General features: G+C 68.4%; 10 protein-coding genes. 1 reads left to right on the top strand and 9 read right to left on the bottom strand.

The features are described from left to right. Positions 1–42 precede the first annotated feature (42 nt). The 8 genes from VF106_RS03430 to VF106_RS03390 all read right to left on the bottom strand — a co-directional run bounded on the left by VF106_RS03430 (position 43) and on the right by VF106_RS03390 (position 13811). Positions 43–2481 (bottom strand): PQQ-dependent sugar dehydrogenase, encoded by a 2439-nt coding sequence (locus VF106_RS03430; protein WP_330838063.1) that lies wholly within the window; start codon positions 2479–2481, stop codon positions 43–45. Between the two features lie 9 nt (positions 2482–2490). Further along, entirely contained in the window at positions 2491–4515 is a 2025-nt protein-coding gene (locus tag VF106_RS03425) for an NPCBM/NEW2 domain-containing protein (protein WP_524535845.1), read from the bottom strand. 9 nt (positions 4516–4524) lie between these two features. Further along, positions 4525–5922 (bottom strand): polysaccharide lyase 6 family protein, encoded by a 1398-nt coding sequence (locus tag VF106_RS03420; RefSeq protein WP_330838062.1) that lies wholly within the window; start codon positions 5920–5922, stop codon positions 4525–4527. After that, positions 5919–7778 carry a glycosyl hydrolase family 28 protein gene (locus VF106_RS03415; RefSeq protein WP_330838061.1) on the bottom strand — a complete coding sequence of 620 codons (1860 nt, stop codon included), beginning with the start codon at positions 7776–7778 and terminating at the stop codon, positions 5919–5921. The genes VF106_RS03420 and VF106_RS03415 overlap by 4 nt, the downstream gene beginning before the upstream one ends. A gap of 13 nt (positions 7779–7791) precedes the next feature. After that, positions 7792–9942 carry a discoidin domain-containing protein gene (locus VF106_RS03410; RefSeq protein ID WP_330838060.1) on the bottom strand — a complete coding sequence of 717 codons (2151 nt, stop codon included), beginning with the start codon at positions 9940–9942 and terminating at the stop codon, positions 7792–7794. A 661-nt stretch (positions 9943–10603) separates the two neighbouring features. Beyond that, complete coding sequence (locus VF106_RS03405; protein WP_414638840.1) at positions 10604–12031, bottom strand: cellulase family glycosylhydrolase; 1428 nt, start codon at positions 12029–12031, stop codon at positions 10604–10606. A 153-nt stretch (positions 12032–12184) separates the two neighbouring features. After that, positions 12185–13096 (bottom strand): DMT family transporter, encoded by a 912-nt coding sequence (locus VF106_RS03395; RefSeq protein ID WP_330838059.1) that lies wholly within the window; start codon positions 13094–13096, stop codon positions 12185–12187. A gap of 55 nt (positions 13097–13151) precedes the next feature. After that, positions 13152–13811, bottom strand: a complete 660-nt coding sequence (locus VF106_RS03390) for a CGNR zinc finger domain-containing protein (protein ID WP_330838058.1) — start codon at positions 13809–13811, stop codon at positions 13152–13154. A 42-nt stretch (positions 13812–13853) separates the two neighbouring features. Between VF106_RS03390 and VF106_RS03385 the strand changes: the two genes are divergently transcribed. Beyond that, entirely contained in the window at positions 13854–14351 is a 498-nt protein-coding gene (locus VF106_RS03385) for a HEAT repeat domain-containing protein (RefSeq protein ID WP_330838057.1), read from the top strand. A gap of 86 nt (positions 14352–14437) precedes the next feature. On the opposite strand, the gene VF106_RS03380 is transcribed toward VF106_RS03385, so the two are convergent. Continuing rightward, a complete protein-coding gene (locus VF106_RS03380; RefSeq protein WP_330838056.1) occupies positions 14438–15556 on the bottom strand; it encodes an agmatinase family protein in 1119 nt (372 codons plus the stop codon). Between the last annotated feature and the right edge of the window lie 19 nt (positions 15557–15575).

Genomic DNA, 15575 nt, shown 5'->3' with positions numbered 1-15575 from the left:
GGGCGCCGCACCTGGCGACGCCCCGAGCACCACAGTGGACGATCAGCCCAGGTTCACCCGCAGGAACCGGTCCGAACCGGAGCCACCGTCGCCGTTGTTGTCCGCGTTGGTGGTGCCGAACCAGATCGCGTTCTCACCAGGCACCTTCACGACCGCGCGCATGCGGCCGTACGTGCCGTTGTAGTGCGAGCTGACCGTGCCGACGTTCTCGCCGTTCAGCACGATCCGCCACAGCCGCTCGCCACGCAGCGACGCCATGAACAACGCACCGTTGGCAAAGGCCAGACCACTCGGCGACGCCGTGGACACCGACCACGTCCGCTTCGGGTTGGTCATACCGGAGACGTCGCACGAACCCTCACACGTCGGCCAACCGTAGTTGCGGCCCGGCAGGATCAGGTTCAGCTCGTCCTGCGACGAGTTGCCCAGCTCCGAGGACCACAGCCGTCCGGCGGCGTCCCAGGCGAGCCCCTGCGGGTTGCGGTGGCCGTAGCTGTAGATCCGCGTGCCGAACGGGTTCCCCGGTGCGGCCGCACCGGTCTTCGTGACCCGCAGGATCTTGCCGTTGAGCGAGTTCTGGTCCTGCGCCAGGTTGCTCTGCTGCGAGTCGCCGGTGGTGGCGTACAGGAACCCGTCCGGACCGAACCGGATGCGGCCGCCGTTGTGGAAGCGGTTCTTCCTGATGCCGGTGACGATCGAGGTGTAGCCGGTCAGCGAGGAGCCGTTGAACGTCATCTTCGCGATCCGGTTGCCGTCACTGGACGTGTGCATGAAGAACACGTCCTGGTCGCTGCTGCCGTTCCACGTCGGCGACAGCGCGATGCCCATCAGGCCGCCCTCACCGTCGGTGGTCTGGCTGTTCGGCACGGTCCCTACCTGGGTCTTGCCGCCGCCGTCCTTGTTGATCCGGAACACCCGGAAGGTGTCCCTCTCGGTGACCAGGCCGAACGTGCCGTCCGGCGCCCACGACAGGTCCCACGGGATGGACCAGCCGGTGGACACCTGGGTCGGGGTGCCGGGGTTGTTCCCGCCACCGCAGGCGCTCGTGGTGAACGTCGCCGTCGAGCTCTGCGCCGAGGTGTTGCCGGCCGCGTCCCTGGCCACCACGTGGATCGTGAAGGACGTGCCGCAGGCCAGGCCGGTCACGGCCTTCGACGTGGCGGGTGGGTTGCCGGTCACCGAGTCGAGGACCGCGCTGCTGGTGCGGATGTCGTATCGGGTCACGGCACGGTTGTCGGTCGACGCGGACCAGCTGACGGTGGCGCCGGTCTGCCCGATGGCCGAAACCGACGGCTGGCCCGGCGTGCTCGGCGGGGTCGCGTCACCGGGGTCGGCGGTGGTCGTGCACACGGCCTCCGCGCTCGAGTCGGAGACGTTGCCGGCGGCGTCGCGGCCGAACACCGAGAGCCGGTACTGGGTGTTGGGCTGCAGGCCGGTGACCCGGAACGGCGAGTCGGGCGCCTCCGCGATCTTCTGGCCCAGGAAGTAGATGTCGTAGCCGACCACCGCGACGTTGTCCGTCGAGGCCGGCCAGCTCAGGGTGAGTGAGTCGGAGCCGATGTCACTACAGGTCGGCTGCCCCGGTGACGTGGGGCGCTCGCCGTCGGCCGGCGGACCGACCCGCAGCCGGTCCAGGTTGGGGCCGCCGTTCGCCGTGGTCGAGACGGCGCGGACGGTGTTGGCGCCGGCGGCCAGGGTGACGTTGATCGTGCCCTCCTGCCAGGTGGTCCACGCGCCGGTGCCCGGGAAGCTGCGGTCGTCGGCCACGACCGTGCCGTTGACCGTGACGTCCATGGGGCGGTCGGTGGTGGTGCCGTTGGCGAAGCGGAACGCGAGGCTCGCCGGGCCCGCGGTGGCGGCGTTCACGCTGAACTCGACGGAGCTGCCGACCACGTTGTCCATGTTCACGAAGCCGGTGCCGGTGAAGCCGGTGTGGTTGGACTCCACCACGCCCTGGCCGATCGTGGCGTTCTCGGCCTGGTAGTCGGTGGTGGCGGCGACCTCCACGTCGACCGCGTCGATGTTCGGGCCGCCGGTGTCGGTGGCGGACGTGAGCCGAACGGTGTTGGCGCCGGCCCGCAGCTGGGTGGTGAACGTCATGGTCTCCCACGTGGTCCACGCGCCCGTGCCGGGGAAGGCCTGCTCCTGCAGGATCGCCGTGCCGTTGACGGAGACGTTCATGGGCCGGTTGGCCGTGGTGCCGTTGGCGAACCGGATGGCCACTGTGCCGTTCCCCGCGGTGGGCGCGTTCACACTGAGCTCGACGAAGCTGCCGACGAGGTTGTCCAGGTTGACGAAGCCCGTGCCGCTGAACCCGGCGTGGTTCGAGTCGATCGTGCCCTGTGAGATGGTCGCGCTCTCGGCCTCGTAGCGGGTGGGTGCGGCGGTGGCGGTGTCCGTGACCGACAGCACGGTCGGCACCAGCGCGACCGCGGCGACCGCCGTCAACACCCTCTGCCAGGTTGGACCTCGAAGCCTCATTGTTCCTCCTCAGTTGATAGCGACAACATCGAGATCCGGCGCCCAGGCCGTGTCGTTGAAGAACCTCAGGGTGTTGCTCCCCGCGTTCAGTGAGACGGGGACCGTGACGGTCGCCGGCGTCGCCCAGCTGGCGCCGGTGCACTGCACCTCGATGGCCGCGCCTCCGTTGACGCTCACGAAGAACGACCGCGCTCCGTCCACTGTGTACTGGATGGTGAGCTGGCGGCTGCCCGCGCTCGCCGCGCTCACGGGCACCGTCAGCGAGTTGGCCGTGCCGTTGCCGATGAAGCGGACCTTCGCGCCGCCGGAACAGCCGGCACACGTGGTCGACGCGGCCGCGCCGGCGGCGGTGTTGCCGACGGACTCGGCCTCGACGGTCGTCGTGGTGGAGCCGGCGCAGGTCAGGCGCGGGTCGGCCCAGTCTGCGTGGTCCGAGGTGATGCCGTCGCCGCCGTCGGTCACCGCGAGCAGCAACGTCGTCGCCCCGGTGAGGTCCGCGGTCAGGCGTTTGGCTCCGTCGGCGCCGGTCACATTGCCGCTGTCGGCGACCTTGACCCCGTCACGCCACACCTGGAACACGACACGGCCGCCGGTGACCTCGTCGTCCACGCCGACATCGGTTGTGAACGCACTACATCGACCGCCCAGGTGGTAGGTGACGCTGCTGGCCGCGTGGGTGCCGAGGCCCTTGGCGTACGTGGTGCCACCGATGGTGATCGTCCGACCGTCACCGGCGGCCTGCCCGTTGACACTGCGGTCCAGTTCGACCGGGCCCCAACCGTTGGTGGCGGAGAGCGCGGTCTGGTCGGACAGCTGGGACGTGCCGTTCGGCGGGGCGGAGGCGCCGGTGCGGGTCACCCGGTACACGACCGTGCCGTGCGAGGGCACCGACGCGCTGATCGCACCCGTCGTGGTGCGGACCTGCTTGCTCCACAGGTCCTTCAGCGACGCGCTGCCCGGCAGGCCGATCGCAGAGGTCGTCGTGCTCACGGTCGCGGTCGAGCCGGTCTCGTTGAGCAACGCCACCGCGAAGTCCCCATTGGACAGTGGCTTGCGGTAGACCACCAGACCACCGCTCGACGAGACGATCGTCGCCTGACGGCCGAGCGGGTCCTGGTCGAGCGCGATCACGTCGGTGTTGCGCAGGATGTTGAGCGTCGCGGCCGAGGGGTTGCGGATGTCGCTGCCGATGAGCAGCGGTGCGGACATCATGGCCCACAGGCTGAAGTGGGTGCGGTACTCGGTGTCGGTCATCCCGCCGTTGCCGACTTCGAGCATGTCCGGGTCGTTCCAGTGGCCCGGCCCGGCGTACTGGGCGAGGTCGTCGTTGGTGTGGACCCGCGAGATCATGCTCGACCAGTTGTCGCTGATGTCACCGGTGGTGCGCCACAGATTGCCCATGCCGGCGCCCCAGGTCCAGACCTTCGGGTTGCTCTGGCCCCACTCGCAGATGCTGAACACGATGGGCCTGCCGGTCGCGGCGAGCGCGTTCCGCATGGCCGTGTAGCGCTGGATCGCGTCGACACCCTGGTTGTTGCAGTTGTCGTACTTGAGGTAGTCGACGCCCCAGGACGCGAACAGGTTGGCGTCCTGCTGTTCGTGACCGAGACCGCCGGGGAAGCCCGCTGTGTTGCAGGTCTTGGTGCCGGCACTGGTGTAGATGCCGAACTTCAGGCCGCGTGCGTGCACGTAGTCGGCGAGTGCCTTGATACCGCTGGGAAAGCGAGCCGGGTCGGGCACGAGGTTGCCCTGCGCGTTGCGTTGCGGCAGCGCCCAGCAGTCGTCGATGTTGACGTAGTTGTAGCCGACGTCGCGGAGTCCGTTCGAGACGAACGAGTCGGCGACGGCCCTGATCTGGGTCTCGTTGAAGGTCGAGTTGCAGTGCGTGAAGTTCCAGTTGTTGAACCCCATCGGCGGCGTGCGCGCGAGCCCGTTCTCGAGCGCACGGGCCGGGCTCGCGTTCAGCACCATGACGGTCAGGCCGGCCGCGACGGTCGCGAACACGGTCAACAGCAGGGAAAGTCTTCGAAGCATCGCGGGCTCCTACGAGTTGGGGCCGACGTCGGCGGAGGTGAGCGGGCGGCGCTGTGTGCCACCCGTCGCGTACTCGTCGGCGCCGACGTCCTTGGTGCCGGAACGGGTTTGCAGGTCCATGTCACGGGCTGCCTGCGCGTAGCTGCCGACGGCGGTGTCGACCGCCGGGCTGCTGGCCGGGAGCCGCCGCAGGCCGCCGGCGTCGGTGGTGAGCGCGGGGTTCACCGAGCGGAAACCGGTCGACGGCGCGTTGCCGCCGGTGCCGGACCACACGATGTTGCCCTGCCACCGCGAACCCGTGGCCTCGTCCACGTCCAGCAGCGCCCCGGATCCGCCGCCGACGAAGATGTTGTTGGCGAACGTGCACTCGTTGGGCCCGAGCCGGTCCGTGCCCTGCCCGACCTGGAGCAGGTTGGTGCGGTTGCCGACCACAGTGTTGAACGCGACCAGCACCCGGTCGGGGCGGGCGTGTGAGGTGGAGCCGGTGGTGTCGTCGGCCACGTCGCCGGAGCCGGCGATGATCTGCCCGGTGCCGCCCTGGATCACGTTGTTCACGATCAAATGGTCGTTGTCGTAGAAGCGGATCCCGGCGGTGTTGCCGAGCATGAGGTTGCCCTCGACCAGGTTCCGGTTGCCGTGCCGCAGCACGATCGAGCCACGGCTGTCGCGGATCGTGTTGTAGCGGACGATGTTGTCGGAGGACTTGACGGAGATGGCCTCGGAGTCGCCGTTGGCCCGCTCGAACAGGTTGTACTCCACGACCGCGTTGGCGGAGCTGAGCTGCCGGTAGCTGTACCCGAGCCGGATGGACTCGCCGCCGTTGTCGCCGGCGAAGGTGTGGTCGCGGAAGTGGTTGTGGTGCACCCTGGTGCGCTGCGCCATCGCCGCGTCGCCGGGGCCGGAGATCTGGAGGAACACGCCCTCGGAGCTCTTGGTCTGGAACGTGTTGTGGTCGACCTCGACGTCGTTGCCGGTGACCGTGACCCAGTTCCCCGAGCTGGAGGCCAGCTGCACGACGTTGCGGGTGAGCCGGACGTGGTGCGAGCCGGCGGGCACGCTCACCCCGCCGCTGTGCCGAAGCCGGAACCCTTCCACCGTGACGTAGTCGGTGTCGGCGAACGAGAACCCGTTGGTACCGCGGATCTCGGCCCCGCCGACGTTCTGTGCCGCGATCGTGACGGGCGCGCTCGACGAGCCCGACCGCCGCAGGGTGATCGCCCCGGACGTGGTGTAGGTGCCGTCGACCAGCTCGATGCGGTCCCCCGGCTGCGCGGCGTCGGCCGCCGACTGCAGCTGGGAGATCGACGACACCGTGACGACGCGCGGAGCCGCGACCGCCGCCGAAGGCATCACGGCGGCCGCGGCGATCCCCGCCAGAGAGACTGTGAGTAGCTTGTGGATGTTCACGCAACCTCCAGGAAGTCAACGTTCGGGCCGCCGTTCGCCGTTGTCGCGGCGAGTCGCACGGTGTTCGAGCCTGCTGTCAGTGGCACCTGCACCGATGCCGTCTGCCAGGTTGTCCACGCGCCGGTCGCGGCGAAGTTCACCGTGCCGGCCGGTGTTCCGCCGACCGTCAGGTCCATCGGGCGTGCGGTCGTGGTTCCGTTGGCGTACCGGAAGACCAGCGTCGCGGTGCCGGCCTGCGTCGCGGTCACCGTCCACTGCTGCGCGCTGCCGACCGCGTTCGTCGTGTTGCAGAAACCCGTGCCGGAGAAGCCGGCGTGGTTCGAGTCCACTGTGCCCTCACACAGTCCGTTCTCCGCCTCGAACCGGGTGCCCGGCGCCGAACACGACTCCGTCGAACCGGTCTGGCTCACCCGCAGCGCGTCACCGGAGGTGTTGGTGCCACGCACGCAGTATCCGTTGGTGTTCTGCAGGAGCACGTCCCGCGACCCTGCGCTGCGTTCGGCCACGAAGTTGTCCAGCACGACCGCGGTGCTGTTGTTGGCGATCACGGCGGCGCGTTCGTCGTCCGAGTTGAACCGCACCGAGCTGTCGATGAAGCGGACGTTGTTCACGTTGCGCAGGTACCACCCGTAAGCCGGGCGGGTGCCGATGCTGTTGGGGTTGTAGTTGTTGGGGTCGTTGCTCGGCACGCCGGTCGCGTCGTCGTCGTTGCCGCCGGGCACGGTCAGGTCGACGTTCCGGAACGTGATGTCGCTGATCTTGTTGTTGGCGCCGGACTCGCCCCAGAGGGTGGCCGAGAAGTTGTTGCTGCTCTGCCCGGACGAGGTGATGTTCTCGTAGGTGATGTCGTGGATGCGGCCGACGCCCGGGTTGTTGCCGCACCTGCGCCGCGTGCCGACCTTCTGCATGATCGCCGAGCGCACGTTGGTCATGGTGATGTCGCGGTAGTGCACGTCGGAGATCACCGTGCCGTCCATGGACACCAGGCCGAGCCCGGACTTGTTGGACCCGTCGATGGTGATCCGCTCGAAGTCGTAGCCGGTGAAGTCGCCGCAGGTCTCCGAGCCGAACATCAAGGCGTTGCAGCACTCGGCGGACAGGAACGAGTCGGTGACGGTCACGTTGCCGTTGGGCAGCTTCGCGCCAAGCGCGTAGTCGCTCTTGAACGCGAGGGCGTCGTCGTTGGCACGGATGTCCGCGTTGGTGATGCGCACGTTGGTGGTGCTGATGACGTTCCAGCCGTCGCGGTCGCTCGCCGTGTCGATGGTCAGGTTGTCTGAGGTGACGTTCGTGCAGCCGTTGATCAGCATCGCGAAGTGGCCGCCGCGGCGCAGTGTCAGGCCGTCACCGACGTTCAGGCCGTTGCACCGGGTCAGCGATATGATCTTGTCGGCCTCGCCGTCGTCCGGGTTGCCGGTGATCAGGTGGCCGCCGCCGTCGATCACACCCTCGCCGACGAACGCGATGTTGTTCAGCCGGTCGCCGTAGATCATCGCGTTGTGGAAGTGGCTGTGGCCGAAGTCCTGGAAGTCGTCCCAGGGGTTGTCCTCGGCGTCGTCGTAGTCGTCGTTGCTCGCGCCGCGAATCGTCGCGCCCGCGTCGAGCTGCATCGTGATGTCGCTGCGCAGGTGGATCGTGTTGCGGGACTGGTAGGTGCCGGACGGGAACAGCACGGTCCCGCCGCCGGCCGCGCTCGCCGCGTCGATCGCCCGCTGGATGGCGGGTGTGTCGTTGGCCGAGCCGTTGCCGGTCGCGCCGAAGTCACGCACGTTGAACGTGGCCGCGTTCGCGACACCGGGCACGGCGATCACGGCCCCTGCCGCCAGTGCCAGTACCGAAATCAGACGTCTCAACATAACGTCTCTCCGCTCAGGTGACGGTGATCTTGTCGAGATCAGGCGCGTTGGCGCCGTCGTTGAAGAACCGGATGGTGTTGGCGCCCTCGGCCAGGGTGACCGTGGTCGTGTGGCTCGCCGGGGTGCCCCAACTCGTGCCGGACACCGGGATCTCCGCTGCCGCACCGTTGTTGACGCTCACGAAGAAGGAACGCGTACCGTCCACTGTGTAGTCGAAACTGAGCTGCCGGGCGCCGGCCGCCGCGGCCTGCACGGTGAACGTGACGTGGTCGGCCGACCCGTTGCCGATGAAGCGCACCTTCGCGCCACCGGAGCAACCGGCACAGGCCGCGCTGACCGCCCGGCCGGACAGCGTGGCCGCCTCCGCCTCGACGCCGGTCGTGGTGCCGCCACCGGCGTACTCGCCGCCGACCCACGCCTCGTCGACCCGCAGCCGCTGGAAGCGGGTGGTGTCGGTGGAGGCGGCGTGGGTGTTGACGACCTCCAGCCGCACGTGCCGGGTCGTGGTCGCCGGGATGTCGACGAACGCCACCCCGCGGTGGCTCGGCAGCGTGCCGGTGGCGACGGGGCTGCCCCAGTCGGTGCCGTTAGCGCTCACATACACGCGGTACTGCCGGATCCTGGCCGACTGCTCGGTGTCCGAGCGCGCGTAGGCGACCGAGTCCTCGCGCTGGTTGATCGCGAGATACCGCACGGGTTTCGCCGATCCGAGGTCGAACCGCAACGACACCGGCAGGCTCTTGTTGCTGTCCCAGTAGGTCCGGTAGTCACCGTCGGCGGCGTGCGACGCGGGGTGTCCGCTCGCGGACGCGCTCGCACTCATCGTCGCGGTGTACCGGCCCACCCGGCCGCTCGTCTGAACCCGGAAAACGGTGTCGTACTGGTCCCACGCGGACACGCCGGTGAGCGTGAGGAACCCGTTGCCCTGGCTGAACGCCACCGAGGCGCCGGTGCGGAGGTTCGTCACGCTCGTGACGCGGTACCCGTTGTCACGCAACCGAAGCGTGCTCCCGGAGGGTCGCGTCACAACGTGGACGAAGTGCAGGTCGGGGTTGGTCCTGCTGACCGTGGTCACGCCGTGGGCGCCGTCGTTCCAGAAGCCGGGCTTCAGCCCACCGTAGGCATAGCCGCCGCCCTCGGTGCCGTTGATCGAGCCCCAGATCCCGTCGAGGTAGGTGCTGGCGAAGTTGTTGAACGCCTCCTGGTTGCTGGGGAAGCGGCCGTTGACCTGAGCCGTCTCGGCCATCAGCGACTTGATCGACGAGCCGGTGTTGGTGACGTAGCGGCCGAGGGTGAGCTTGTAGTCGACCGACGGGTTGGAGCCGTCGTACCACCAGGCGCCGCTGACCGGAAGCTTGTAGTCGGCCTCGATCAGCCTGGGTGCGGCCGTGTAGACGGCCTGCGGGTAGTCGTAGGCCGGGGACATGCCGGTCTTCTGCTCGTTGCTGATCATGTCCATGATCGACGTGTCCTCGTTGTTGTTGCTGAGTGTCCAGTTCGGACGCGTCGACCGGACCAGCTCGTAGAGCCCGTTGCGCTCCCAGTAGGCGTTGTCGTTGTCGATCCAGTACCCGGAGAGGTTCGGGTAGCGCTGCATGGTCTCGACGAACAGGTCGTAGCTGTACTCGCCGAAGCCGTCGCGGGTGTGCAGGTCGACGTCGTGGCCCTTGTAGTCCGAGTAGGCGTCGGAGTCGAGCCAGCTCTGCCCGGACGACAGACCCTCGTTCCACCACTGGGGGTCGTCGGTCATGTAGAGGATCGTGCGCAGCCCGGCGGCGTTGGAGGCGCTGACGAGCTCACCGAGGAAGTCGCGGTTGGTGCGGCAGCTGCCGGGGATCGCCGAGGGCCACGGCCGCGCGTAGCCGAGCCGGCTGTGGAAGGTCGCGAGCACGATGTACTGCGCGTGGAGCTTCTTGGCCTCGTTCACCCAGTACTGCGCGTTCCAGCCGCCGTTGGTCACGTCGCTTTCCCATGCACCGCAACTGGTGTGCTGCGGCGAGGTCCGCAACCCCCAGTGGATGAACAACCCCGCCTGCGAGTCACGCAGGAACTGCTGGCGCGGGTGCTCCAACTCCGCACTCGCGGGGCCGGCGACGAGGGAGGCGGCAACAACGAGAACCGCGACCAGCACCGTGACTGACCGACCAAGTCGACGCCGCATCATTGCCGCCTCCCAGAGCAATAGACATCGGATGAATACGCTCCGGTTGCGAGACGTTACTCCCGAGAGCGCGACGCTATCAAGGTCTAGACCAAAGGATCAGGCAGCTTTTTCGGTGAAGAAAGCGCTTTCCGCCTATGGACAGGCGTCGACCACTGCTCCGTGGCCTATCAGCAGAGATCCGATCTACCGTGCTTGCGCCCAAGGGCTTCCGAGCGAGGGCAGTCGTCGACCGCCGCTCCGTGAACGCCGATCTCCCGCCCGCGCTCCCGGCCCCGAGCGCACGAGTGTCCCATTCGCTCGCACTCACCAGAGAAAGTTGTCCACAACCCTTGCCGACCAGGGGTTTTGTCAGCGCCGCTTGGTACGATGGCCTCGGGGTGGCCCCCCGGGTATGGGTGGGGGATGCCTACGCAACCATCTGTGTTGGCGTTGATCATGAAGCGGTTCGGGCGATTTCGGGACGTCCCACTCGGTGCCAGCGATCGTGATCTGCCCAGGCAAACGCTTGCCTACGACGGCCGGCCGGCCCCGCCTGCAACCCGGAGGGCGGGGCGGCCTTGCCGTCGCCGGCAGCCCGGTGATCGCCGCCGCTCGCGAGATGCCCCTCGCTCACGACGTGCGATCACCAGGTCCGGCGGCAGTCCTTCCTTCCCGCGAGGGCTCAGCTCGTCGGGAAGTCGTCCGGGGTGTTGATCCTGGCGCGCACCCAGACGCCCGCCGACTTCAGCGGCGACGTGCCGGTGTACGGCCCACCCGAGCAGACCCCTTCCTTGAACACCGCTCCCGTGCGGAAGTCGTCGGAGAAGTTCCAGTTCGTCCAACTGATCTTCTTCGCCGCCATCAGGTCGAGGTAGCGCTGGGACATCGTGAAGTTGTTGCCGCCGTCGCCGGTGAAGGTCTGCGTGCCGAACTCGGTGACGAACATCGGGATCCGGTCCGCCGCGCGGGACAGCGCGTTCAGGTACTCGTCCCCGTGCGATGCCGCGTAGAAGTGGAACGTGTACATGATGTTGCTGGCGCGCACCGGGTTGTTGACGACCTCGGACTCGTTGGCGCCGTCGGACACGCCGAGCGACGACCACGCGCGGGTGCCGACCAGGATCGGTGTCTCCGGGTCGTGGGCGCGGATCACCGGGATCAGCTCCTCGGCATAGCCACGGATCCGCGACCACGGAACCTCGCTCGGCTCGTTCGCGATCTCGTACAGCAGGTTCTTCTTCCCGTTGTGCCGCTGGGCGATCGCGGTGAAGAAGGTCTTCGCGCGGGACAGGTTGAAGTACGGGTCGCCGGGATCCAGCATGTGCCAGTCCACCAGCGCGTACATGCCGCGCGCGGTCACCTTGTCGATGAGCGAGCTGACCAGGTTCGTGAACCGCTGCGGGTCGGTCTCGTAACCGTCTTCCTGGATGTACATGGAAATCCGGACCACGTCCGCGTGCCAGTCGTTCGACAGCGCGTTCAGCGAGGCGTCGTTGACGCACTGGCTGTACCACTGCAACCCGTGCGTGCTCATGCCGCGCAGCTGGATCGGCTTGCCGAACTGGTTGCAGAGCTTCACCCCGCACACCGCCAGCTGCCCGTTGACCTCCACCGGCGTGCCGACCGGCGTGGTGCCGCCGCCGGTGTCCACGGTGACGCGGTCGACGTTCGGGCCGCCGTTCGCGGTGGCCGCGGTCGCTCGCACGACGTTGGCGCCGGCGTTCAGGTTCACGTTCACCTGGGCGGTCTGCCAGGTCGTCCACGCTCCCGTGCCGCCGAAGGCCACGTCGTCTCCGACGAGGGTGCCGTTGACGGCGATGTCCATGGCGCGGTTGGCGGTGGTGCCGTTGGCGAAGCGCACGGTCAGCGTCGCCGGTCCGGCCGCCGCCGCGGTGACCGACCACTCGACGTAGCTGCCGACGATGTTGTCATAGTTGACGAAACCGGTACCGGAGTAGCCGGTGTGGTTGGACTCGACGACGCCCTGCGAGATCGTGGCGTTCTCGGCCTGGTAGTCCGTGGCCGCTCTTGGTTCGGCGGCGAGCGTCGGCTGCACGAGCGCGGTGGCCAGTATCGCTGGCAGGATCAGGGAAAGTCTTCGGGCACGCACGTGGTCTCCTCTCCTACGCTCCCGCCTGGACGGGAACGTGCGGTCGGGCGGCCTGCAGGGGACGTACGATTGGTTAGACAGTCTTCCTATCCATCGGATAGCACACCCAACCACACCACGCTGTCAAGCGCCACACCCGAACGGCCCAACCGGTCACGGAGGGCTACCGACGCCGGCGACGCGCCGCTTGGCGAAGACAACCAGCAGGACGCCGGCGCCGGAGACCGACATGCCCGCGAACACCGTCGCCGGCGTGTTCTGCCCCAGCACCAGCATCGACAGCACGGCGGTCACCGGCGGGACGAGGTAGAGCAGGCTCGTCGCCGCGCCACCGGAACGCAGGCGCAGCAGCAGGAACAGCATGGTGAACCCGCCGATCGAGTTGACCAGCGCCAGCCACACCGAGGAACCGACGGCCGGGAAGGTCAGAGGCAGTGCGACCCCGCCGTGCAGTGCCGCCAGAGGCAGCGTGGTGATCAGACCAGCAAGCAACTGGATGGTCGTGCCGGTGCGCAGGTCGACCGACTGGCCGAACCGCTTCTGGTAGAGCGTGCCGGCGGCGAAGCCCAGTAGCCCCAGTGCGATAAGCGTGTAGCCGGTGAGTGTGCCGCGGCCGCCGAGCTTGTCGCTCAGGGAGATGACGACGCCGAAGAGACCGACTCCCAGGCCGAGCCATTGCCAGCAGGTCATGCGCTCCGCGAACAGCGGCACGGCAGCGGCGGCGACCACGAGCGGGCACGCGCTGACGATCATCGCCGCCATGCCCGGGGTGACCCCCATGCCGAGGCCGAGGTAGATCGGTCCGAACTGGAGGGTCTGCAACAGGACACCCGTGACGACCAGATGCACGTACACCCGCGGCTGCGACGGCCACGGCGCGCGGGTGGCCAGTGCGACGACACCCAGCACGACGAACGCCAGCAGGAGCCGCCAGAACAGCAGCGCCAGCGGCGGCCCGCTCCGAGCGCCGATGCTGCCGACGAGATAGCCACTGCTCCACACGACGATGAAGGCCGCCGGGAGCACTCCCGCACTCAGCCGGACCAGAGACTGGTGATGCGCCATCGCTCCCCCTGTAACGGGCCAGCCAGTTACATCACCACGGTAACACCTCGACCCGTTACGTGGCCCGCTGTCGCTCGCGGTGCGCACGGACACGGTTGCGGACGCCGCAGGTCTCGGCCGAGCACCAGCGCCGCCGGCCGCCGGGATCGATGAACATCGTCGTGCAGTCGTGGTCGGCGCAGGCACGCACGGTCGCCGCGACCGGGCCGGTGAGGTGTTCAACCGCCTGACGGGCAACGCGGGCCAGGGCCTCCCGCACGGTCGCCGGCCGGCTCGTGGTGAGCACGCCGGACCTGTTGATCCGCACGGTAAGCGGCACCTCAGCAGCAAGAACCTCGTTGAGCCGCGCGGTGATCCCCTTCGGCAGAACTATACGGTCGTCCGTACGGTTAGTCGTCGAAGATGTTGTGCGGCCGTCGGCCTTCCGCGGAACTATACGGTCGTCCGTATGTTTTGTTTCGGTCGTCGCCACGACCGCCTCCGCCAGTTCGCGCAGCGTTTGCCGCAGGTCGCGGGCCAGGTCGAGGTCGGTCTCGGTCAGTTCCGCCGTGGGCAACAGGTTCTCGGTCGCGAGCCACTCCCGCAGCCGGTCGAGGTCGTACATGCGCTCCGTGGGACGAGGGCCGTGCGCGAAGCCGACGCTCGCGACCAGGTCCAGCCACGCCGCGCCGGTGTCGAACCGCAGCCGACGCTCGCGCTCTTCGTCGAGTGTCACCTTGCTAGGATACGTGCCAACCCGTTACATACCGGAGGACCCGTGGACCAGGTGGCTGAGCTCGTCGAGCGGTGCCGGACCGAGGACGAGGACGCGCAGGTGGACCTCATCGTCGAACTCGAGGACCACGTCGCGGACCCGCGGGTGCTGGACCTGCTCGTCTCGATCATCGCGGACGCGGGCGCGTACGACCTGTCCCGCATCGAGTGCGTCAAGATCCTGCGGCTGTGGCCGCCGGAGCAGCCCGCCGACCGGGTCCGGGTGGGACACGTCATCGCGGCGGCCCTGCGGGACGAGGACGACCTGGTCCGTCAGTACGCCGCGATGGCGCTGGGCCCCTACGCCGACGACCCGATCGTGCTCGACGCGCTGACCACGGCACTCGCCCCCGACGAGGACGACGTCAACGTGCGGCACAACGCGCTCAGCTCGGTCATGGAGGCCGGTCGCGGCGAGCACACCATCACGCTGCTGCGGCAGCTCGCCGATGACCCGGAACTGGGCACCGCCGCCACCCGGACGCTGCGGGAGTGGACCTGATCAGCCCTCCGTCACCCCGGACGAGCAGGCTCCGGCCCTGCGATGAAGGACGCAGTGATGCTCCCTTCGTCGCAGGGCCGCTACGGTCAGGAACCGCTCTTCGGGAGGTGGCCGGCACGCACGAGGCAGCCGAGCGTGTCGCAGATGACGCGGGTCGCGATGAGTGCCGTGATCTCCGCGTTGTCGTAGGGCGGCGAGCACTCCACGACCTCGATGCCGGCAAGCGGCGCGGCGTCGGCGATGAGCTGGATGAACTTCAGCACCTCGCGGGGCAGGAAACCGCCTGGTTCCGGCCAGCCGGTGCCGGGCACGAAGGCGGCGTCGAGGCAGTCGACGTCGAACGACAGCCACACCGCGTCCGCGCCGTCCCATGCCACGTCGAGCGCTCGCTGGGCGGCGGCCTCGATGCCCATCTCGACGCAGTCGGTGACCGTCATGATCGTGGTGCCGCGCTCACGGCCGACCTTCACGCCGGGCCGCGGTGCCTGCCAGCCGCCGATGCCGATCTGCACGAGGTTCTTCGGCGGCACGTTGGGAATGTCCGTGGCGTGGAACCAGGGCGTGGTGTGCATCCGCTCGTCGAGGTCGGTCTCCTGCGTGTCCACGTGCCGGTCGAAGTGGATGATGCCGAGGTTGCCGCCGTTCAGGTGCTGGGCGACCGCGCGGGTGGTCGGGTAGCCGATGGAGTGGTCGCCGCCGAGCACCACCGGGAAGGCACCCGACGCGTAGACGTGCCCGACGGCCTTGGTGACCTGGTCGAAGGTCTTCTCGATGTTGCCCGGGATCGTGAACACGTCGCCGAGGTCGCAGATGGTGATCGACTCGCGGAGGTCGACGCCCAGCTCGAAGCTGTACGGCCCGTAGAGCGCGGAGATCTTCCTGATGCCCTGCGGCCCGAAGCGGGTGCCCGAGCGGTACGTGGTGCCGCCGTCGAACGGCACACCCAGCACGGCGACGTCGTACTCGCCGCAGTCGCGCACGTTCTCGACGTACGGCGCCTTCAGGAACGTGTTGATGCCGGCGAAGTGCGGCAGCTCGCCGCGGGAGAAGGTCGGGATCCGCTTGTCGACGATCGAGTCGGCGCCGGGTAGACCGAACTCGAGGCCGCGCGCCACCTCACGTTCCCATGCCGAGGTGGGGAGTTCGGCCTCACGCTCGACCGCGCGGCGGGCTTCCGGTCCGTAGTTGTCGTGGATGTGGCCCAAAATCGAGACCTCCGGTGAG

It is taken from the genome of Actinophytocola sp. (assembly GCF_036378875.1).
Taxonomy (GTDB): domain Bacteria; phylum Actinomycetota; class Actinomycetes; order Mycobacteriales; family Pseudonocardiaceae; genus Actinophytocola.
Note: the sequence above shows the minus strand (reverse complement) of the source record. Positions and strands in the feature narration are given on the sequence as shown.